Source organism: Metabacillus sp. B2-18 (assembly GCF_021117275.1).
Lineage (GTDB): Bacteria > Bacillota > Bacilli > Bacillales > Bacillaceae > Metabacillus.
Map to the genome: position 1 here is coordinate 847,947 of NZ_CP088245.1, position 19,549 is coordinate 867,495.

The window sequence follows — 19,549 nt, forward strand, 5'->3', positions numbered from 1 at the left end:
TGAGGGAAATGATAAGTAGAGTAAGTGAGGAGAATCGAGTTTTAAGTTTATAAGTACTCTTTCACTTGTTTATCATCTTTAATTAGGTGTTTATTACTCCCGAGGATTTCTTGTAATAAAAGCATATCAAGCTCTTGGCTGCATTGAATTGTTTGATCAGAATTAATTCCATATTTTTTGGCTGTTTTAATCAAGTGCTTTCTTTTTATTTCAATTTCATTCGTGAACATATTTTTCTCCATCCTAGATTTAAGATTTGTCGAGCAAAATGTAACCAAGTGTCGTTTAGGACATGCTTATTATACAACGGATTATCTTATAAAACTTAGATTCGCTAAAATAACAAAAAAGAATACAAAATTCTACAAGAAGCAACAGATTTATCTCTAAATTTTGTTTCTTTTAATAGAAGGTTGTACAATAAAAGTAGTATTATGCCAGAAGGAAGGGAACATTATGATTGATGCCCATCTCCATCTTGATCAATATGATCTAAATAAGCTAGAATTTCATATTGATATGTGGAGAAATCATGGAATTAAAGGAGTTGTAGCGGTTGCTACAAATTTACAATCAAGCTATAAAACATTAGAGCTAAAGCTTAAATACCCTACATTTATACGTGCTGCGATTGGCCATCATCCAGAAGCCCCTCCATCAACTAGTAAAGATCTAGCTGAACTTCTGAACTTAATAAAAAAGGAGAAAAACCACTTGTCAGGTATTGGTGAGATTGGTGTTCCAACCTATCAAAAAGAATCTTTATATGAAGTGTATGGTGAAGAACCATTTTTCGAACAATTAGAAGCGCTTTTAGAAATAGCAAAATCAGTAGATCTTCCCGTTGCTTTACATGCTGTTCATGAAGAGTCAGAGAAGGTGCTTTTACTATTGAAAAAGCATGAAATAAAGAAGGCACATTTTCATTGGTTAAAAGCTTCGAATCAAATTGTTCAAGATATAATTTCTTGTGGTTATTATGTTTCTGTTACACCAGAGGTTTGCTATAGGGAACGGGACCAGCGTCTTGCCAAAATGATTCCAATGGATCAATTATTAATCGAAACGGATGGACCTTGGAAGCATAGTGGACACTTTCAGCATCAAGACACAACTCCTCTCTTTTTAAAGGATATCGTGGACTCCTTATCGAATATATTTTCACTATCAACTGTAAACATAAATGAAATACTAATGGCAAATACTAAAAGGCTTTATGATTGATTCTATAGTAGTGGAGGATTTGTATGAAATTTGTATTAGCTACAATACATAGCGAACCTTTTATTGGATTGTTATATGGAGATAAAATTATTGATTTAAACAAAGCGGAACAAGAAATTTTTGAAATTACTTCATTCCCAAGATCACTATTGGAATGCGTAACTTTGGGCGAAAAGTTTGTTCAAGACGTACTCCAAATAGTTGATAAAATAAAGAATGCTGATGGACATGAAGGGTATGTATATTCTTTTTCGGATGTTAAAATACAAGCACCTATTCCAAGGCCAACAAAAAATATTTTTTGTGTTGGAAAGAACTATAGAGAACACGCGATTGAAATGGGAAGTGAAGAGGACATACCAAAGCATCTTATGATGTTTTCAAAAGCGCCAACATCTGTAATTGGTCATGAAGATGAAATTGATCCGCATCTACATATTACAAGAGAACTCGATTATGAAGGTGAGCTTGCAGTGGTCATTGGTAAAAAAGGAAAACAAATCTCAGAAGAAGAAGCAATGAATTATGTGTTTGGCTATACAATTATAAACGACATTACAGCTCGAAATCTTCAATCACAGCACAAACAATTTTTAATTGGCAAAAGTTTAGACACTTCTTGTCCAATGGGGCCTTATTTAGTTCATAAATCAGCTATAAAAGATCCTTATGATTTAAGTATTAAAACAAAAGTAAATAATGAAGTGAGACAAGACGGACATACAAAAGATATGATTTTTTCAATCGAGCATATTATTTCAACTCTTTCTCAAGGAACAACACTTGAGCCAGGGGATATCATTGCAACTGGAACCCCAGCTGGTGTGGGAAAAGGATTTAAGCCGCCGAAGTTTCTGAAGCCAGGAGATGTAGTTGAAATTGAAGTTGAAGGTATTGGAGTCTTGAGAAATAATATCATAGGATAATACATGGAAAGGGAACCAATCAAGGGCTTCTTTTTTTGTAGATTTTTTTTGGACAACAGCGTTTTCAAAAAAAAGACACAAGATAATGAATGTTTACAGCTCTTTCTTTAATATTCGTCTTAAATCATGCTAAAATAAGGTTGTCTTTAACTAAGGAGGAAAAATGATGACACATGCACACATTACTACATGGGTTGTAGCGATTATTCTTTTCTTTGTTGCACATTCTTTATTTAAGTCTGGAAAAGAAAAGCCATCAAAAATTGTTCATATGGTTTTACGCTTGTTTTACATTTTAATTGTGATTACAGGTGTTATTCTTGTTACTGGTGTGTATCAGTTAGATGGGGAATACATAGCGAAAATTGTTTTAGGAATCTGGACAATCGGTGCAATGGAGATGGTTCTGGTTAGATTGAAAAAGGGAAAACCAACAAGAGTTTTCTGGATTCAATTTGTAATTGTTCTACTTTTAACAATTGTATTAGGACTGCGTCTGCCTTTAGGAATTTGGAGTTTTTCTTAAAGAGTAGAGGGATAGAAGGCTGTAGATAGACTCGAGTGACAATCGAGTTTGTCTGCAGTTTTTTTGTTTGTTAAGAAATTAAAACCAATATAAGGGCAGGAGTATTAAGAAATGGTCATGGGCTTCATACAAGAGATGAAGACCAAAGCAAGGGTGAAATTCAGAAGAAATGGTCTTCATACAAGAGATGAAGACTATTGCAAGTGCAAAATTGAGAAGAAATGGTCTTCATACAGGAGATGAAGACCAATGCAAGCGCGAAAATCAGAAGAAATGGTCTTCATACAGGAGATGAAGACCAATGCAAGTGCGAAAATCAGAAGAAATGGTCTTCATACAGGAGATGAAGACCAAAGTAAGGTCAAAAATCAGAAGAAATGGTCTTCATACAAGAGATGAAGACCAATGCAAGTGCGAAAATCAGAAGAAATGGTCTTCATACAGGAGATGAAGACCATTGCAAGTGCAAAATTCACAAGAAGTGGTCTTCATCCAAGCAATGAAGACCATCACAAGGGCAAAAATCAGAAGAAATGGTCTTCATTGCTGCAAAAAGTGCCCCTCTAACAAAAGTGACCAACTTCACCTAAAACTTACTACAAACAAGCCGTCTTTCACCCAAACTTGTTGTTATTTCAAATCGATCCCCTGAATGGATGCCTCTTTCAAAGTGGTGTTGAATGGCGCAGATGGAATCTTCGTTATCAAATTGAAAGAAAGAAACCCCTTTTTTATTCACGCGATTTTCCATAAATAATAATTGATTATACGAATAAATACAGTCGTAAGGTGAAAAGCCAAGGGAGTTTAATTGTTTAATCAATCTGACAAATGTTTCATCTTGAAGTTCCTTTAACATTTCATCTAATGCTAAAGGTAATTTTTTTCTTATCCGCACTGTATCACCGTGATTTAATGATAGCGTTCCCATGTCAGTCTTGATCTTACCTAAGCCTATCCACCTACCTGTTGTCCATCCGGACGGATTTAAAATTTCTAGATGAGAATTTTGAATCTCATCTAATAAATGAAGCTCATCACTCATATCATCATAAATGACATACTGATCATTTGTAATTTCGATCAGTCCAGTTAAATACGAACGTTTTTGATTTAATAGTAAGTCTGTTCGTTTAATTGGAAACATAGCATTTTACCTCCAAATCGTGTTTACACTTGTTGTATTGAAAAACGTTGATATCATCGTTTTTGACAAAAATGAGGAAGTTTATGCATTTCTGCATTTTACTTGGGACAATTCAACATTTGAAGAATTGGGCATACAATGTCTACACCTATTAAGGTCACAGACGTTGGTGTGTATGAGATCATAATATAGATGAGGGAGATGAAGCTTTCATGTGCGGAATAACAGGCTGGGTAAACTTTAAAGGAAATATACGCACTGAGCAAGAAACGATTAAGAAAATGGCAGAAACGTTAGCAAAACGAGGACCAGATGACACGAACATTTGGGGAGAAGATCATGTGCAATTTGGTCATAAACGTTTAGTGGTAGTTGACCCTGCCGGTGGTATTCAACCAATGACGCGGACTAAAGAAGGAAACTCTTATACGATTTGCTATAACGGTGAGCTTTACAATACTGAGGACATTAGAAAAGAACTTCTTTCAAGAGGATATACCTTTAAAGGGCATTCTGATACAGAAGTTCTGCTTCAATCTTATATTGAATGGGAAGAAGAATGCGTACATCGTTTAAACGGAATATTTGCTTTTGCGGTTTGGGATTCAAAGAAAGAAAAATTATTTATTGGTAGAGATCGCCTAGGAGTTAAACCTTTATTTTATAAAGAAGAGAACGGATCTATCCTATTTGCGTCAGAGCTTAAAGCAATTCTAGCTCATCCTTCTGTTTCGGCTAAACTTGATAAAACAGGTCTTTCTGAAATATTTGGGGTTGGACCTTCGAGGACTCCGGGTGTTGGCGTTTTTAAAGGAATTGATGAACTGCGTCCTGCTCATGCCTTAGTTTATACAAAAAATGGCTTAAAGAAGTGGCGTTATTGGGATGTAGAAAGCAAACCACATGAGGATTCTGTTGAAGAAACAGCTGATAAGGTTAGATTTTTATTTACAGATGCTGTTAAACGTCAATTAGTATCAGATGTTCCATTATGTACGTTCCTTTCAGGCGGAGTTGACTCGAGTGCGATTACAGCTGTTGCTGCAGAGCATTATAAACAGGAAGGAAAAGGGCAACTTCATACTTATTCCATTGATTATGAAGATAATGATAAATTCTTTAAAGCTAATGAGTTTCAACCAAACTCAGATGGGCCTTGGATTGAGAAAATGAGTGAAACATTTAACACACACCACCATCGCTGTGTGATTACACAACAGGAATTAGTTGATCATCTTATTGAAGCAACTTCTGTTCGTGACTTGCCTGGTATGGCAGATGTGGATTCATCTTTATTGTGGTTCTGCCGTGAAATAAAAAAAGACTTTGTGGTTGGTTTGTCAGGTGAATGTGCGGATGAAATTTTTGGAGGGTATCCTTGGTTCCATCGCCCTGAGGATTTAGCAAGTTCAGCATTTCCATGGATGCGTTCAACAGATGAGCGAGTTTCTTTATTAAAGCCTGAATGGCAGGATAAATTAAAACTACATGATTATGTGCAAGCTCGCTATCAAGAAACAGTTGACGAGACACCACTGCTTGAAGGTGAATCAGAGATTGAAGCCCAAAGACGTCAGCTATTCTACTTAAATATGCATTGGTTTATGGCGAATCTCTTAGACCGTAAAGATCGAATGAGTATGGGTGCTAGCTTAGAGGTTCGTGTTCCATTTGCTGATCATCGTCTTGTTGAGTATGTGTGGAATATTCCTTGGGAAGTAAAAATGCATGGCGATCGTGAAAAAGGGATTTTACGAAAAGCGTTGGAGGGACTTCTTCCTAATGAGGTTCTATATCGTAAGAAAAGTCCTTATCCAAAAACACATAATCCAGAGTATACAAGATTAGTAACAAACTGGCTGAAATCTTTAGTAAGTCAAAAAGATTCGATTTTACATGAGTTGTTAAATAAACAAAAGCTCAATGATATTATCGAAACAGAGGGGAAAGCATTCCAAGTCCCTTGGTTCGGCCAATTAATGTCAGGTCCACAGCTTCTTGCACATTTAGCACAAATTCATGTTTGGTTTGACAGCTATTCAATTGATATTGATGAAAGATAGGAACGTAAGAGGAACTGCTCGGTAAGGGGCAGTTCCTTTTGTTTTATTTAAATATAAGATTTTTATGAATCATCATATAGGAGAGGGCTTAGAATAATCCAAGCTTCTCTAAATCTTTAAAATTGCAGAGCATTCTAATTTGAGTTTCATATTTTAAGTGTGTATAATTTTTGTATAATAAATGTACATTTAAATAGGAGGCGTCATCATGACGAAAATGGTTGTTATTGGAGCTGGACCTGGTGGATTAGCATCAGCCATGCTTCTGGCAAGCAAGGGGCATGAAGTTCATTTGTATGAAAAACAATCGTATATAGGTGGTCGAAACTCTTCAATCCAAGAAAAAGGCTATACATTTGATATGGGCCCTACATTTTTAAGCATGGTTCATATCGCGGAAGAAATTTTTCAAACGGTAGGAAAAAACCTTCATGACTATGTTGAACTTATTGAACTAAAGGAAATGTATCAACTAATTTTCGATGATGCCACAATTAATATGACAAGAAATCAAGATGAAATGATAAAGAGGCTAAATCAACTTTCTCAAGGTGAAGGAAATGGCTACCTAAAATTTATGAATGAAACAAGAAATAAAATGAATGCCCTCACACCTATCTTACAAAGTAAAATGGATAGATTTTAACATTATTTTAGATGGCGTGTCATTAAGGCGTTGCCTCAGCTCACTGTCTCTAAAAGTTTATATGAAGTCCTTTCAAAATATTTTAAAGATGAACGTGTAAAGCTTGCATTTACTTTTCAATCTAAATATCTAGGCATGTCACCATGGGAATGCCCCGGAGCTTTTTCCATTCTTTCATATATGGAGCATGAGTATGGAATTTACCACCCAAAGGGAGGAGTGAATCAGCTTTCAAAGGCAATGGCAAAGGCATTTGAAGAGCTTGGGGGGCAAATTCACTTAAACAAGGGAGTGCAGAAGTTAGTATTGGACGGAAAAACAGTAAAAGGCGTTCAGCTTGAGGATGGACGAAAAGTTTTTGCTGATGAAGTGATCATTAACGGTGATTTTGCCCATGTAATGACAAACTTGGTGGATGAAGGTGTATTGAAAAAGTATTCAAAGAAAAAACTTCAGAAAAAGAAATTTTCATGTTCAACATTCATGATCTATCTTGGCATAAACAAGCAATACGATCTCCCACATCATACGATTGTGTTTGCTCAGGATTATAAGAAAAATGTTGAAGAAATTACGAAAACACACTTAATGCCTGAAGATCCATCCATTTATGTTCAGAATGCTAGTGTCACAGATCCAACTCTTGCTCCGGAGGGACATTCAGCACTATATATCCTGGCTCCGGTACCAAGTAATTTTAGTCAACTAGATTGGGAGAAAGAAAAACATAGATTCAGAGATCTTGTATTAAAAACATTACAAGAAAAAACAATGTTTAAAAACATAGAAGAACATATTGAAGTTGAAAAAATCATCACTCCTAAGAATTGGGAAGAAGACCTATTTGTCTATAAAGGGGCAACATTTAACTTAGGACATCAACTTTCTCAAATGATGGTCTTGCGGCCACATAATGAATTTGAAGAGTTAAAAAATTGCTGGTTAGTTGGGGGAGGTACCCATCCTGGTAGTGGGCTTCCGACGATTCTCGAATCAGCACGTATCACGACGAAGGCAATAAACAACCAATATAAGAAACAGCCGAATTCGATCTATCTACAAACAGGAGAAGTGAGGGATGTAAGATGAAAACCGTTATTGTTGGTGGAGGAATTGGCGGCTTACTATCCGCTCTGCTTTTGCATCAAAATGGAATTGACGTAATGATCGTTGAAAAACGAGATCGTCTAGGTGGCAGGTTGGCTTTTATTGAGCAAGATGACTACAAAATTGATGAGGGACCAACGATTGTACTGCTGCCTGAGATGATAACAGAGTTGTTAAACGAAGCGGGTATTACTAGTGATGATTATGAATTAGTTAGGATTGATCCCTTATACAAAATTCATTTTCACGATGGAGCAACGTATGAAAAATATTCAGATCAGACTAAGCAGCTTAATGAACTAAGAAGATTATACTCAGAGGAACAAGCTGGGTACCTAAACTTTATGAAAGATATGGATGTACATTTCAAACTAGGAATGGACCGTTTCATCAAACGTTCCTTTGTCCAGAAAAAGGATTTTTGGTCAAAACAAAATATAAAAACATTATTAAAACTTAAAGCATATCGCTCTGTTTATCAATCTCTTAAAACATACTTTAAAGAAGAAAATCTGAGATTGGCGTATTCTTTGCAATCACTTTATATAGGCGGAAATCCATACGAATCACCGGCTCTTTATTCGCTTATTTCATATAGTGAGCATAAACATGGAATTTATTATTTAAAAGGCGGTTATGCGAGTTTAGTAGATGTATTGAATAGAGAAATTGAGAAGAGTGGAATAAAGGTTTTCTTAAATTCTGAGGTAGCGTCTCTTACATTTACCAGAAATCGGGCAACAGGGGTGAATGTGAACGGGCAGTGGATAAAAGCAGATTCGGTTATCTTAAACGGAGATTATCCTGTTATATCAACACTACTCGATCCTTCTAAGTCTGCTCAAAGAAGCTATACTCCTTCATCAAGCTGTTTATTGCTTTATTTTGGATTAGATAAAATCTATGAAAATACACCCGTCCATCAGTTTTTTATGGGGAAAGACTTTTCAAACCATATGAGTGAAGTGTTCGAACAAAAAGTTGTACCTACTGACCCCGCATTCTATACTTTTCATCCTTCAGTAATTGATACTACTCTTGCTCCAGAAGGAAAAGGGGTGTTGTATGTTTTAGTTCCAGTACCAGCGGGTTCTCATATTGAATGGTCTACTAAACAATCGTTTATTGAGGGAATTATTGATTCATTAGAAAAAAGAGGGTATCCAAATTTACGACAGCATATTGTTTGGAAAAAGGTGCGAACACCAAATGATGCAGAAAGTGAAGGGATTTTTCAAGGGGGAAGCTTTGGCATTGCACCACTTCTTTTTCAATCAGGTGTGTTTCGCCCTCAGGCAAGACCTTCTAAATATGAAAATGTATATGCCGTTGGAGCATCCGTTCATCCGGGTGGAGGCATACCAATTGTGATGCAAGGTGCAAAGCTTATGGTTGATCAATTATTACATGACGCGGAACGGAGGGAGAAAGAATGGACAATTTAGAGATTGCGTATAGGCAATGTGAGGAGATGATTAGGCAACACTCAAAAACGTTTTATAAGGCATTTTCTTTGCTTCCTGAAAAAAAGCGGAAAGCGGTGTGGGCTGTTTATGCGTTCTGTCGGCTTGTTGATGATATCGTTGATGAAGGAAGTTCTCCACATGAGGAACTGGAAAATTTTGAACAAGAGTTTACATTGTTTTTAAATGGAGTATTGCCGCTGAATCATCAATTTATGTGGATGGCTCTAAAAGATGCTTTCTCCCAGTATCAACTAGATGAAAAACCGTTTTTCGACATGCTGAAGGGACAGGGAATGGATTTAATCAAAACACGCTATGAAACGATGGATGAGGTGCTTGATTATTCCTATCATGTTGCTAGTACAGTAGGGCTCATGCTGTTACCCATTTTGGCTCCAAAAGAAAAAGTAGCACTGAAAGATGGTGCCATTTCACTTGGCTTAGGTATGCAAATTACCAATATTCTACGTGACATTGGAGAAGATTTACAACGTGACCGTGTTTATATCCCGAAGGAATTATTGCTGAAATATCACTATTCCCATCTTGAACTTCAGCATGGGATTATTAATTCAGATTTTATTCAGTTGTGGGAGCATATGGCGCAGGAAGCTGAGATATACTATTCTAAGGCACTAGAAACAATGCATCTTTACCCAATTGCCTCTCGTACTCCAGTTAAAGCATCGGCACTACTTTATCGTGAGATTTTAAATAAAGTTAGAGATCACGGATATCGAGTCTTTTCGGAGAAACAATTTGTCACGAATAAAGAAAAAACCACTATTCTTTCGGGGATATAAGGGTAATAGAGAGAGGGCAGCGCTAGAAATAGGCTGTCCCTTATTAAATTTGGTCTATTTTGGGGGTATTCTATCTACTTGGCCTTGTCCTCTATCAACCCACACGTTTTGCCGAATTTCAATATCAATTTACAACCTCTTTGCCAAAACTTCAGCTACATTTAACCCACTAATTACAACCATCGGAGACCCTCCTCCAGGATGGGTACTACCGCCAACAAAGGATAAATTACGAATATCTTTTGAAAAATTGCTAGGTCTTAAAAAAGCATCTTTCCGTTTATTACTTGATAGCCCATATAATGACCCGCGGTAGGCACCAAACTTAGTTGAAATGTCTTTTGGTGTGATAATCTGCTCTTGTACAAGATGTTTTTTAATAGAAAGGCCCTTTTCCTCCAATTGGGAATAGATATGTTCTTTATATTCATGTGGATTCATTCCTATTTCTCCATTTCTGCCTAATGCAGGGGCGTTGACTAAGATAAATAAATTATCTCCGTCTGGTGATCGTTCAGGGTCTGTATACGAGCTGTTACTTATATAAATAGATGGGTTTTTACTATACTTTTGTCCTTTAAACAGCTCTTGAAACTCCTCTTTATATTGATTTGAAAAAAAGACATTGTGATGAAGAAGCTGTGAATGCCGAATGGATAAGCCTGCTAAAATAACAAATGCCGAAATAGATGGCTCATAGCGATTCCGTTTCAATTCTGAAAAGTTTGGACGATATTGCTTCTCTACTAATTCAGGATAAGCCTTTAAAAGATCTGCATTCATGATCACTTCATCAGCGGAAATGGCTTCACTGTCTGCTAATAGAATAGAAGTCACTTTATTATTCTCAACGTTTAACTTTGTTACAGTTGTATTTAAGGTGATTTCAACTCCTAGCTTCTTAGCGAGTTGTTCATAGCTTTCAGCTAATTGAACATTGCCACCTTGAATAAAATAAACACCTTGCACAAGCTCCAAATAGGCAATCATGGCAAACGTTGCTGGACTCTCATATGGTGAGGAGCCAATATAAGTTGCGTATCGAGAAAATGCTTCAATCACTTCATTTTTCCTAAAATAACGACTGAAAAAGTGGTGAAGTGACTCGAACGGCCGCACTCTTAATAGAGCAGAAGCAAGTGTTGGAGACACATAATCTGACCATGATTGAAATGTTCTATAAAAGAAGTGCTTCTCTGATAATGAGTAAAGTCTAGTTATTTCTTTAATAAATGAATGATAGTGTTGTGCACCAAAGAGATCAATCTGAGCTAGCTGCTCCTTCATATGTGTATGATCATGGGTAAAGTCTAATATTTGTCCGTTGCTTAAAACATTACGAGTATGAATCGGAAGTTTTTGAAAGGTAAGGTAATTTTCCGATTTCTCACCAGCTATTTCAAAAACACGTTTAAATATATGGGGCATGGTGATTGTATTTGGCCCAAAGTCAAACTGATGTGAGCCTAGTTTATAAGGCAGTAATTTTCCGCCACAATGATTGTTTTTTTCTATAATTTGTACTTTATGTCCTTTTGCGGCTAAAGAAATGCTAGCAGCTAATCCCCCTAAACCTGCTCCAATGATGACGACTTTCTTCATAGCATAATCACAATCCTATCTACAGTATCTGACGAAAGAAGCTCGTTTGTTCATGTACGACCTTGTTTTTTAGTAAATTCAGTTGTGATGTGAATCTATCTTCAAACTCCTTATTTCTCTCTTTACGTGTTTTTCCAGTAAGAGCTAAAGAATGGATAGGTTCTCCTATTACAATATAAATCTCCTGCTTTTTTGAATGTCCAAATGAGTAGTAAAAGCTTATTGGCAGGATTGGAACTGAAGGTCGCTTATCTTGTAACGCAATTGCTCCTGGTAGGAAGGTGAGCGGTCTTGTTTCTAAATGAAACTCATCACCCTGTGGGAAAAGGCCGACAGTTTTTCCTTGGTCTAGCAGTGTTTCACTGTATTTCAAACTGTAGAGAATATCTTTTGGGTGATCCCGGTTAACTGAGAAAGCACCAAGCTTACGAAAAAAGGGATATTGCCTTATCCCTTTTTCGTGCATCATCACATAGAGATCAGTTTTAAGGTAAGTACGGTTTAAATGAAATAAAACAAGCGCATCCCACCATGAGCTATGATTTAGACAAATGATAGCTGGTGTAGGAAAAGAAAGACTAGAAGAAACATATATTCCTTTAAAATATCTTCTAAGAAGCTGTTGATTATAAAGGTGAAACATTGCTTGAAACCAAGCCTTTTTATTTGCCTTAATCATTCTTTTTTCCTCATTTCAATTCGCTTCTTTTTCTCATGTAAAACATAAATGTTAGATAAGAAAGAAGACTTGTTAAAATGACTCCGAGCCATAGACCATGAATCAAAGCAAGAAAGACAAACATGCCTATAACAAGGAAAAAAACTAGTACAATTCTTGAGTGCCATTCCGATATGGATAGCTTTGATTTTATGGTGATGATAAAAATAATAGAGTGAAGAAGAAATGCTACAACAAACCATCCGATAAAATTTGAGATGGGGATATTGTAATAAAAGCTTTCAGCATTCCATACCCAATATTGCTTCACTTCAAATGCAACAGGGTCAATAATTAAATCAATTAAAACAGCCAGCAATGAACCAATTAGAGTATAAGAGATAAATTGATTTGTACCTGTTAAGACAATAGAAATAGCATGTGATCCAGCAATGACCATTAACCATGCAAATCCTATGGCAATTGGAACACCAAGTAATTGTGGTCCAAAGTCACTAGTATAATAATAGTCACCAAATAGAAGTCCATACTCGACCCCAAGATGCTCCGCAAATATGGATAATCCGACAACTAGTAGACTGATCGTTAGTCCGGTTAGTGTACCAAATGTTTTAATAAAATAAATTCCTCCAATAACTCCCGCTAACACAAGGAAAACAACATTTGCCCATTCTAAATAAGAAGGAATAAGGTCAAAGCTTAATAGCACAATTCCAATAAAATACCAAATGAGAAAAACCTTATATGTTAACTCATCTGCTTTCACACTAATCCCCCATTTCTATCCACGATTATAGTGGATGTAAATTTCTTTGTACAACTTGTGTATGCTGGACAAGAGAGGAATATGCATTTTCGCATTTGTAAGCATTTACTTTATTTAAAAGCTAGTTTAGTAGGAATATTCTTTATATAATGAAAAAATACAATGAAGAACAGACGAGGTAGAAGTCAATGAACCAGGAATTGGTCATGTACATCCTGATTAGTGTATTGGGTGGCTCAATAAGTATTTTTTTATGTGGTTATGGTTTAGTGAAAATAAAGGATGCTCCGGGTGGAAGATATTATGTTTTAGCAACGTTTATGTGTGCTATTTTTGCTTTTGGCTATGCTTTCGAGCTAGCGAGTACTTCTTTGGAGCAAATGAGAATTTGGTTGAAAGTGGAGTATTTGGCTTTGCCGTTTATTCCAGTATTTATTTTACTTATGTGTTTTGACTATGTAGGAAAAAAGCTTAAGCAATGGGCTTACATTCTTTTATTTGGTATCCCAATTTTAACGATTACAATGCATTATACCAATGAATTTCATCATATTTATTACACATCTATGGATGTAAGAACAGATACTCCTTTTCCGGTATTACAACTTGAAGGTGGCCCCTGGTTCTATATTCATTCTATCTTTTTATATATTTGTATTGTTATTAGTGTTGGTATACTTCTAATCCAGTTTCGGAAAGTAACCCATAAGTTTCGTTTGCAAACGAGCTTGATGATTGCAGGATTATTAGTTCCTGTAATGGGAAGTGTTTTTTATATTACGGATATGAGCCCAAGTGGTATTGATCTTGGACCAGTTTCAATGAGTATCACGTTTATTCTCCATGGTTTTGCATTATTATCCTTTCAGATGTTTAACGTTGTACCAATCGCGAGAGAAACAGTGTTTGAAAGCATTGAAGAAGGAGTGATTGTGTTAAATCAACATGATGTGATTGTTGATTATAACTCAGCCATTATTCCGGTTCTTCCATCGTTTGGTTCTCATGCAATTGGAAAAGCTGTTAGAGATATTCTGCACGATCACCCACTACTTTTGGATATCATTTTTGAGAAGCAGGAAGGAGATTATCAGTTAAAAATTAATGATGTAAAGAACTATTTTTATGTTAAATTTTCTCCGGTCATAACGAAACAAAACAATTTAATCGGCAAAATTATCACCTTAGTAAATGTGACGGAAAGAGTAAATATGGAGCAAAAGTTAAAAGTGCTAGCAAGTATAGATGGACTAACAAAGATTTATAATCGAACTTATTTCTTAGATAAAACAGGTGCTATTATACAGGATTTGTCTGTTAGCGGTGGCTGCTTATCTATTGTTATGTTTGACATAGATCATTTCAAAAAGGTAAATGATCAATACGGACATGATGCTGGTGATCGAATTTTAATGGATGTTTCTGCATTAACAAAGGATTATTTAAGGGATCAGGATCTTTTTGCACGCTACGGTGGAGAAGAGTTTATCATCTGCATGCCGAATACGACAGCCGCTGAAGCATATGAGAAGATTGATAACTTGCGAAAGAAAGTGTCGGAGTCTTTTTCAATAGTCAGTAATAATAAAATTCATATAACCTCCAGTTATGGAAGTTCAACTTTTTATTTTAATTCGGAGGATGTGGATCTTACTATTCAAGAGCTAATGAGACAAGCTGACCAAGCTTTATATGCAGCAAAAAGGAACGGTAGAAATTGTGTGCAGTTGTATGAGAAGGAAGCGCAGTATGTATAATAGAATACTAATTTTGAAATGCTCAGTGCTGTTTTAGGCTGGGTATTTTTTGGCTTGCTGGTTGGATGGACGACAAAAGGTTTAAGAGAAAAAGCGTGTAGTTTCGTTCATCAGGTGAATGAAGACCAAAACATGTATGGGAGCCCGCGCAAATGGTCTTCATAAGGCGAATGAAGACCAAAACATGTATGGAAGCCCGCGCAAATGGTCTTCATAAGGTGAATGAAGACCAAAACATGGATGGAAGCCTGTGCAAATGGTCTTCATAAGGCGAATGAAGACCAAAACATGTATGGAAGCCTGTGCAAATGGACTTCATAAGGTGAATGAAGACCAAAACATGTATGGAAGCCCGCGCAAATGGTCTTCATAAGGTGAATGAAGACCAAAACATGGATGGAAGCCCGCACAAATGGTCTTCATAAGGTGAATGAAGACCAAAACATGGATGGAAGCCTGTGCAAATGGTCTTCATAAGGCGAATGAAGACCAAAACACAGATAGAAGCACGTCCCAACATTCTTCATAAACCTGATAAATGACAAGCATTACTTGAAAGTGGTCAAACTTTCATAAATTCAAATAAGACAAAAAAAGCAGCCCAAATTGGACTGCAATTCCACATTATTGACTTACCTCATGAAACAGCAGCATGTTGAGAAAAGCGTTTCGTCATCCATGCTCTGGATTTCCAGCGATAGAACATAATAATACCTCTTACCCATTCGTCAGCAATAAAGGCGATCCAGATACCGATTAGTCCTAGATCAAAATGAATGCCAAGGATATAAGCGATTGGTACGCTGACTCCCCACATCGATAGTATCCCTACATAGGTTGGGAAGCGGATATCACCTGCAGCACGTAGTGAACCAATAATAACCATATTAAAGGCTCTGCCTGGTTCAAGAATAATGGTAAGAAGGATAAGGATCCCACCGACTTCAAGTATTCGTTCATTTGATGTGAAAATACCTAGTAAAGAATCCGAGAAGAGCGAGAAAATCACGGCCATAAGCGTAGAGATAATGATTCCAGAATATAGACTTTGTAAGCATCTTTTATATGCAGATTCATAATCTTTTGCCCCAATCATGTACCCAACTAGAATTTGTGTACCTTGGCTAACGGCTAAGCTAAATAATAGAATAAGCATCATTAGATTTTGAGCATAGACCTTTGTGGTTAAAGCTTCGGTCCCAATCATTGTTATAAAGACTGTAATAACCATTTGCGACGTATTGTAAGAAAGTTGCTCACCAGCTGTAGGTACCCCGATATGAAGCAGGTTTTTAAGATGGTGTACCGGAAGCTTAAAGAGCTCTTTAAAGTTAAGGGTAAAGTGAACACGCTTCTTTAAAATATAGAGGATGACAAAAAGACCGATAATCCTTGATACAACTGTGGATATGGCAACCCCTTGAACACCGAGTACCGGAAACCCGAATGGACCAAAAATAAAGAAATAGTTCCCGATAATATTAAGCAGGTTCATGCCGATTGTTAAATACATAGTGTCTTTTGTATAGCCATAGCTCTTCAGTATAGCTCCTGATGTCATGATTAATGCTTGCACAAAGGAAAAGCCTCCTACAAGCTGTAAATAAATCGTAGCATCCGGCATTAGTTCTGGTGGTAAGTTCATCAATTGTAGGATGTCTTCACTTGCGATGACAATGACAACACTAATCAGAATACTAAATAATAGATTGGCAGAAAGTGAAACCGTTGATACCTCTTTGGCATCTTTATAATTAGTACCACCTATATATTGAGCAACCAGTATAGTTGTACCTGTTGCAATAAATCCAAACATGACGATTAATAGAAATAAAATTTGGTTGGAGACTCCAACAGCTGCTACTGAGTTATCAGAGTATTGACTAAGCATCAATGTATCAGCATTTCCCATTAACATATGCAGAAGAGTTTCAATAAAAATTGGCCATGTTAGTGCAAATAATGTGATTTTACGACCTTGTCTTTCAAACGCCATTTTGTTCAACTCCTTTACATTGCTTTGATAATACTTAATAAGTTTACAAACATTGCAGTATAATAGAAAGAGAGAATAGCGATATATTTTGGATAAATACGACTTAAAGGAGAATTTGTGATGTTTCATATTGAGTTTTTTGCACCGCCTTCTCCCACTTTTATTCAGGGGGGAATTGCTATTTTTGAAAAAGGTACAAAGCATTTTCGAAGGGTTTTTACTGTGTTTGATTTGATTTATGTAAAATCTGGTGAACTATTTATAACAGAAGCTGAAATTCCATACACAGTAAGAAAAGGACAATATATCCTTTTAGTTCCCGGTTTTGAACATTATGGACATAAAGGCAGCTCAATGAGGACAGAGTACTATTGGCTGCATTTTGCGATTCCAACTCATTATGAGCTTGTGGAAGAGGGGATTACGAATTGGGCGGACATCCACATTTCAAAGGGTGATCATGAAACACCACCAACTTATAAATTCTCCATACCCTGCCTAGGGAAAATTGAGAATACGAACTTTATAGAAACGATATTTCTTAACATTTTAAATGTTGATCATCAAACACCGGATTATCAACTAAGACAGCAGCTGCACTTCCATGAATTTTTATTATATTTACAAAAAGAAGCATGCAAAATTCCAACAGCAGCTGAGAAAGTTGTGGAGGGAGCTGTTAATTATATACAAGAGCATTATAAAGAAGAGGTGAAAATGGAGGACATCGCCGCTGCTCTTCACTTTCACCCTGATTATGTAACACGTTGTATGCAAAAAATCGTCGGTGAAACTCCGAATATGTATTTAAACAAATACCGAATGAATCAAGCAAAAAAACTATTAGCAACAACTGATGATAAAATTGCCAACATAGCACAAGAAGTAGGAATTGAGGATTCCACTTATTTTTCAAAGCTTTTCAAAAGGATGGAGGGAACCAGTCCAATTGAGTACAGAAAAATGATTCTTAGAAGGTAAAGAGGAAAGGGGAAAACTAATTTCCCTTTTCTACTCGATTAGCAATAGGGCAAACTCATTAGCATTGAGTGTTACTGATAACTCGTTTGAATGGGCGGCATATTCTTCTTCGTTCCATAGATCATGAATGGTGCGATCCTTCAATTTAACAGGCAATGGAAATGCTTGTTTTTGTGATGAAAGATTTATGATGATTATAACTAACTGCTTATTATTTTCTCTTTGATAACAAAGAACATTAGTTGATTCGTCGGCCATTAATATCGAAAATGCTCCGTCATTTGCAAGGACAGGATAAGAGTTACGGAGCTTGATGAGTTTCTTCATAAATGAAAGCATATCACTGTCTTGTTGATCTTCCTGCCATACCATACAACCTCTGCATCCTGGATCCTGTTCACCTGATAGGCCAATTTCATCTCCATAGTAAATAGACGGAGAACCGTAAAAGCTAAATTGAAAAACGCTTAATAATTTGACTCGTTGTTTGTTCATGCTCGCAAGATTTAAGATTCGCGGAGTATCATGACTTCCAACCATATTAAAGGAGAACTGATAAACAGGTTGTGGATATTGATGTAAATACCTTTGTAGCTCATCTGAAAATTGCTTTGCATTTAGATCATCATAGGCAAAAAAACGATGCAGCAAATTTGAGAACGGATAGTTCATTACAGCATCAAACATATCTCCTTCAAGCCATGGCATCGCATCATGCCACACTTCTCCAACAAGATAAACGTCTTTATTGATTGACTTTATCGCGTGGCGAAAATCTCTCCAGAACTGATGGTCAATTTCGTTTGCAACATCTAATCTCCATCCGTCGATATTACATTCTTTTATCCAATACTGACCAACTTCTATTAAGTATTTTTTCACTTCCGGGTGTTGTGTGTTTAATTTTGGCATCGACCTTTCAAAAGAAAAGGTTTCATAATGAATCTCCCCAGAATCTTTAATAGATAAATGAAACCAATCCTTGTATGGAGAGTTTTGGCCATTTCGAAGCACATCCAGAAATGGTGGAAAGTTTTTTCCGCAATGATTAAACACAGCATCAAGCATGACCTTTATGCCTTTATCGTGACAAGAAGTAACTAGCCTTTTAAGTATTTTTTTATCTCCGAATTGTGGATCAATTTCAAAATAATCAATCGTGTCGTATTTATGATTAGAATGTGCCTTAAAAATAGGCGTAAAGTAAATTCCGGTTATGCCTAACTCAACTAGGTAATCTAAGTGTTCTATGACTCCTTCTAAATCTCCACCGAATAGAGTAGTTGGTGTAGGTTCAGTGCTATTCCATGGAAGCGTACCTTCTGGATCATTATGAACATTTCCGTTCGCAAACCGGTCAGGAAAAATTTGATACCAAACAGTATTTTTTACCCAATCAGGTGCTGCAAACACGTCGGATTGATGAAAATAAGGAAGGCAAAAATAGGCTGAAAAGTCTTCATGAACAGTTTCGTAAATTCCTTTCTCTGTAAAAAATAGCTCTTCGTCACTGCCTTTAATATGAAACGCATATCGTAATCGCTGTTGTGGAGGAGAGATGCTAATGAACCAATAATCAAAAAAGCCATCACTTCCACTAATACTCATCTCCTTAGTTGTGTGAACCCAATTGTTTTCATGAAACTCAAAGGGATCTCCATAAACAACAGTTACAGAGCTTATATCTTGTGCTTTCGTTCGGAGCTGAATATGAAAAGTTCCATCAAAATTAGGATAAGCATATTGATCTCTTGAACGATGATAAATGGCTTCTTTTTGCATGGATACCTCCTTAGTAGATTTTGTATTACTAAGCTTCTTCAAAACACATAAACGATATTCACTGAACTATCATTTTTA

The 19,549-nt window shown here is 36.3% G+C and carries 17 protein-coding genes and 1 pseudogene; 11 read left to right on the forward strand and 7 right to left on the reverse strand.

Annotated elements, in window-relative coordinates; all coding sequences use genetic code 11:
* Positions 1-47: 47 nt before the first annotated feature.
* A complete protein-coding gene (locus LPC09_RS04485) occupies positions 48-230 on the reverse strand; it encodes an aspartyl-phosphate phosphatase Spo0E family protein (protein ID WP_231309108.1) in 183 nt (60 codons plus the stop codon).
* A gap of 226 nt (positions 231-456) precedes the next feature.
* Between LPC09_RS04485 and LPC09_RS04490 the strand changes: the two genes are divergently transcribed.
* From LPC09_RS04490 to LPC09_RS04510, 5 genes are all read left to right on the forward strand, one after another.
* A complete protein-coding gene (locus LPC09_RS04490; RefSeq protein ID WP_231309109.1) occupies positions 457-1,224 on the forward strand; it encodes a TatD family hydrolase in 768 nt (255 codons plus the stop codon).
* A 23-nt stretch (positions 1,225-1,247) separates the two neighbouring features.
* Positions 1,248-2,150, forward strand: coding sequence for a fumarylacetoacetate hydrolase family protein (locus LPC09_RS04495; protein WP_231309110.1), 903 nt, complete (start codon positions 1,248-1,250; stop codon positions 2,148-2,150).
* 166 nt (positions 2,151-2,316) lie between these two features.
* A complete protein-coding gene (locus LPC09_RS04500; protein WP_231309112.1) occupies positions 2,317-2,676 on the forward strand; it encodes a YisL family protein in 360 nt (119 codons plus the stop codon).
* Between the two features lie 249 nt (positions 2,677-2,925).
* Positions 2,926-3,075: a hypothetical protein gene (locus LPC09_RS04505; RefSeq protein WP_231309113.1), complete on the forward strand. Its 150-nt coding sequence runs from the start codon at positions 2,926-2,928 to the stop codon at positions 3,073-3,075.
* A gap of 6 nt (positions 3,076-3,081) precedes the next feature.
* On the forward strand, positions 3,082-3,243 hold the full coding sequence (locus LPC09_RS04510; protein WP_231309114.1) for a hypothetical protein: 162 nt from the start codon (positions 3,082-3,084) through the stop codon (positions 3,241-3,243).
* Between the two features lie 19 nt (positions 3,244-3,262).
* Here LPC09_RS04510 and LPC09_RS04515 read toward each other — a convergent pair whose 3' ends face one another.
* Positions 3,263-3,823, reverse strand: coding sequence for a DUF2777 family protein (locus tag LPC09_RS04515; protein ID WP_098794835.1), 561 nt, complete (start codon positions 3,821-3,823; stop codon positions 3,263-3,265).
* 212 nt (positions 3,824-4,035) lie between these two features.
* Here LPC09_RS04515 and asnB point away from each other — a divergent pair, with 212 nt between their 5' ends.
* The 4 genes and pseudogenes from asnB to LPC09_RS04535 all read left to right on the forward strand — a co-directional run bounded on the left by asnB (position 4,036) and on the right by LPC09_RS04535 (position 9,908).
* Positions 4,036-5,886 (forward strand): asparagine synthase (glutamine-hydrolyzing), encoded by a 1,851-nt coding sequence (asnB, locus tag LPC09_RS04520; protein WP_098794834.1) that lies wholly within the window; start codon positions 4,036-4,038, stop codon positions 5,884-5,886.
* Between the two features lie 208 nt (positions 5,887-6,094).
* Positions 6,095-7,621 (forward strand): annotated as a pseudogene (locus tag LPC09_RS04525) (phytoene desaturase family protein).
* Positions 7,618-9,084, forward strand: coding sequence for a phytoene desaturase family protein (locus LPC09_RS04530; protein WP_231309116.1), 1,467 nt, complete (start codon positions 7,618-7,620; stop codon positions 9,082-9,084). Before LPC09_RS04525 ends, LPC09_RS04530 begins: the two are co-directional and overlap by 4 nt.
* On the forward strand, positions 9,072-9,908 hold the full coding sequence (locus LPC09_RS04535) for a phytoene/squalene synthase family protein (RefSeq protein ID WP_098794831.1): 837 nt from the start codon (positions 9,072-9,074) through the stop codon (positions 9,906-9,908). The genes LPC09_RS04530 and LPC09_RS04535 overlap by 13 nt, the downstream gene beginning before the upstream one ends.
* A 129-nt stretch (positions 9,909-10,037) precedes the next feature.
* Here LPC09_RS04535 and LPC09_RS04540 read toward each other — a convergent pair whose 3' ends face one another.
* From LPC09_RS04540 to LPC09_RS04550, 3 genes are read right to left on the reverse strand one after another with little or no spacing between them, the layout of a single operon-like run.
* Complete coding sequence (locus LPC09_RS04540; RefSeq protein ID WP_098794830.1) at positions 10,038-11,510, reverse strand: phytoene desaturase family protein; 1,473 nt, start codon at positions 11,508-11,510, stop codon at positions 10,038-10,040.
* Between the two features lie 19 nt (positions 11,511-11,529).
* Entirely contained in the window at positions 11,530-12,189 is a 660-nt protein-coding gene (locus LPC09_RS04545; RefSeq protein ID WP_098794829.1) for a lysophospholipid acyltransferase family protein, read from the reverse strand.
* A 10-nt stretch (positions 12,190-12,199) separates the two neighbouring features.
* Entirely contained in the window at positions 12,200-12,955 is a 756-nt protein-coding gene (locus tag LPC09_RS04550; RefSeq protein WP_231309117.1) for a carotenoid biosynthesis protein, read from the reverse strand.
* A gap of 188 nt (positions 12,956-13,143) precedes the next feature.
* On the opposite strand from LPC09_RS04550, the gene LPC09_RS04555 reads away from it, so the two are divergent.
* Positions 13,144-14,712 carry a histidine kinase N-terminal 7TM domain-containing diguanylate cyclase gene (locus LPC09_RS04555; RefSeq protein WP_098794827.1) on the forward strand — a complete coding sequence of 523 codons (1,569 nt, stop codon included), beginning with the start codon at positions 13,144-13,146 and terminating at the stop codon, positions 14,710-14,712.
* 637 nt (positions 14,713-15,349) lie between these two features.
* Here the strand turns inward: LPC09_RS04555 and LPC09_RS04560 are convergent.
* A complete protein-coding gene (locus LPC09_RS04560; protein ID WP_231309118.1) occupies positions 15,350-16,708 on the reverse strand; it encodes an MATE family efflux transporter in 1,359 nt (452 codons plus the stop codon).
* Positions 16,709-16,828: 120 nt separating this feature from the next.
* Between LPC09_RS04560 and LPC09_RS04565 the strand changes: the two genes are divergently transcribed.
* On the forward strand, positions 16,829-17,689 hold the full coding sequence (locus tag LPC09_RS04565; protein ID WP_231309119.1) for a helix-turn-helix transcriptional regulator: 861 nt from the start codon (positions 16,829-16,831) through the stop codon (positions 17,687-17,689).
* A 30-nt stretch (positions 17,690-17,719) separates the two neighbouring features.
* On the opposite strand, the gene LPC09_RS04570 is transcribed toward LPC09_RS04565, so the two are convergent.
* Positions 17,720-19,471 carry an alpha-glycosidase gene (locus LPC09_RS04570; protein WP_231309120.1) on the reverse strand — a complete coding sequence of 584 codons (1,752 nt, stop codon included), beginning with the start codon at positions 19,469-19,471 and terminating at the stop codon, positions 17,720-17,722.
* Positions 19,472-19,549: the final 78 nt, after the last annotated feature.

Bases quoted from the DNA above. Each gene is read 5' to 3' on its own strand.
- LPC09_RS04485 (WP_231309108.1), bottom strand. From the start codon at position 230: ATGTTCACGAATGAAATTGAAATAAAAAGAAAGCACTTGATTAAAACA.
- LPC09_RS04490 (WP_231309109.1), top strand. From the start codon at position 457: ATGATTGATGCCCATCTCCATCTTGATCAATATGATCTAAATAAGCTA.
- LPC09_RS04495 (WP_231309110.1), top strand. From the start codon at position 1,248: ATGAAATTTGTATTAGCTACAATACATAGCGAACCTTTTATTGGATTG.
- LPC09_RS04500 (WP_231309112.1), top strand. From the start codon at position 2,317: ATGACACATGCACACATTACTACATGGGTTGTAGCGATTATTCTTTTC.
- LPC09_RS04505 (WP_231309113.1), top strand. From the start codon at position 2,926: ATGCAAGCGCGAAAATCAGAAGAAATGGTCTTCATACAGGAGATGAAG.
- LPC09_RS04510 (WP_231309114.1), top strand. From the start codon at position 3,082: ATGCAAGTGCGAAAATCAGAAGAAATGGTCTTCATACAGGAGATGAAG.
- LPC09_RS04515 (WP_098794835.1), bottom strand. From the start codon at position 3,823: ATGTTTCCAATTAAACGAACAGACTTACTATTAAATCAAAAACGTTCG.
- asnB (WP_098794834.1), top strand. From the start codon at position 4,036: ATGTGCGGAATAACAGGCTGGGTAAACTTTAAAGGAAATATACGCACT.
- LPC09_RS04530 (WP_231309116.1), top strand. From the start codon at position 7,618: ATGAAAACCGTTATTGTTGGTGGAGGAATTGGCGGCTTACTATCCGCT.
- LPC09_RS04535 (WP_098794831.1), top strand. From the start codon at position 9,072: ATGGACAATTTAGAGATTGCGTATAGGCAATGTGAGGAGATGATTAGG.
- LPC09_RS04540 (WP_098794830.1), bottom strand. From the start codon at position 11,510: ATGAAGAAAGTCGTCATCATTGGAGCAGGTTTAGGGGGATTAGCTGCT.
- LPC09_RS04545 (WP_098794829.1), bottom strand. From the start codon at position 12,189: ATGATTAAGGCAAATAAAAAGGCTTGGTTTCAAGCAATGTTTCACCTT.
- LPC09_RS04555 (WP_098794827.1), top strand. From the start codon at position 13,144: ATGAACCAGGAATTGGTCATGTACATCCTGATTAGTGTATTGGGTGGC.
- LPC09_RS04560 (WP_231309118.1), bottom strand. From the start codon at position 16,708: ATGGCGTTTGAAAGACAAGGTCGTAAAATCACATTATTTGCACTAACA.
- LPC09_RS04565 (WP_231309119.1), top strand. From the start codon at position 16,829: ATGTTTCATATTGAGTTTTTTGCACCGCCTTCTCCCACTTTTATTCAG.
- LPC09_RS04570 (WP_231309120.1), bottom strand. From the start codon at position 19,471: ATGCAAAAAGAAGCCATTTATCATCGTTCAAGAGATCAATATGCTTAT.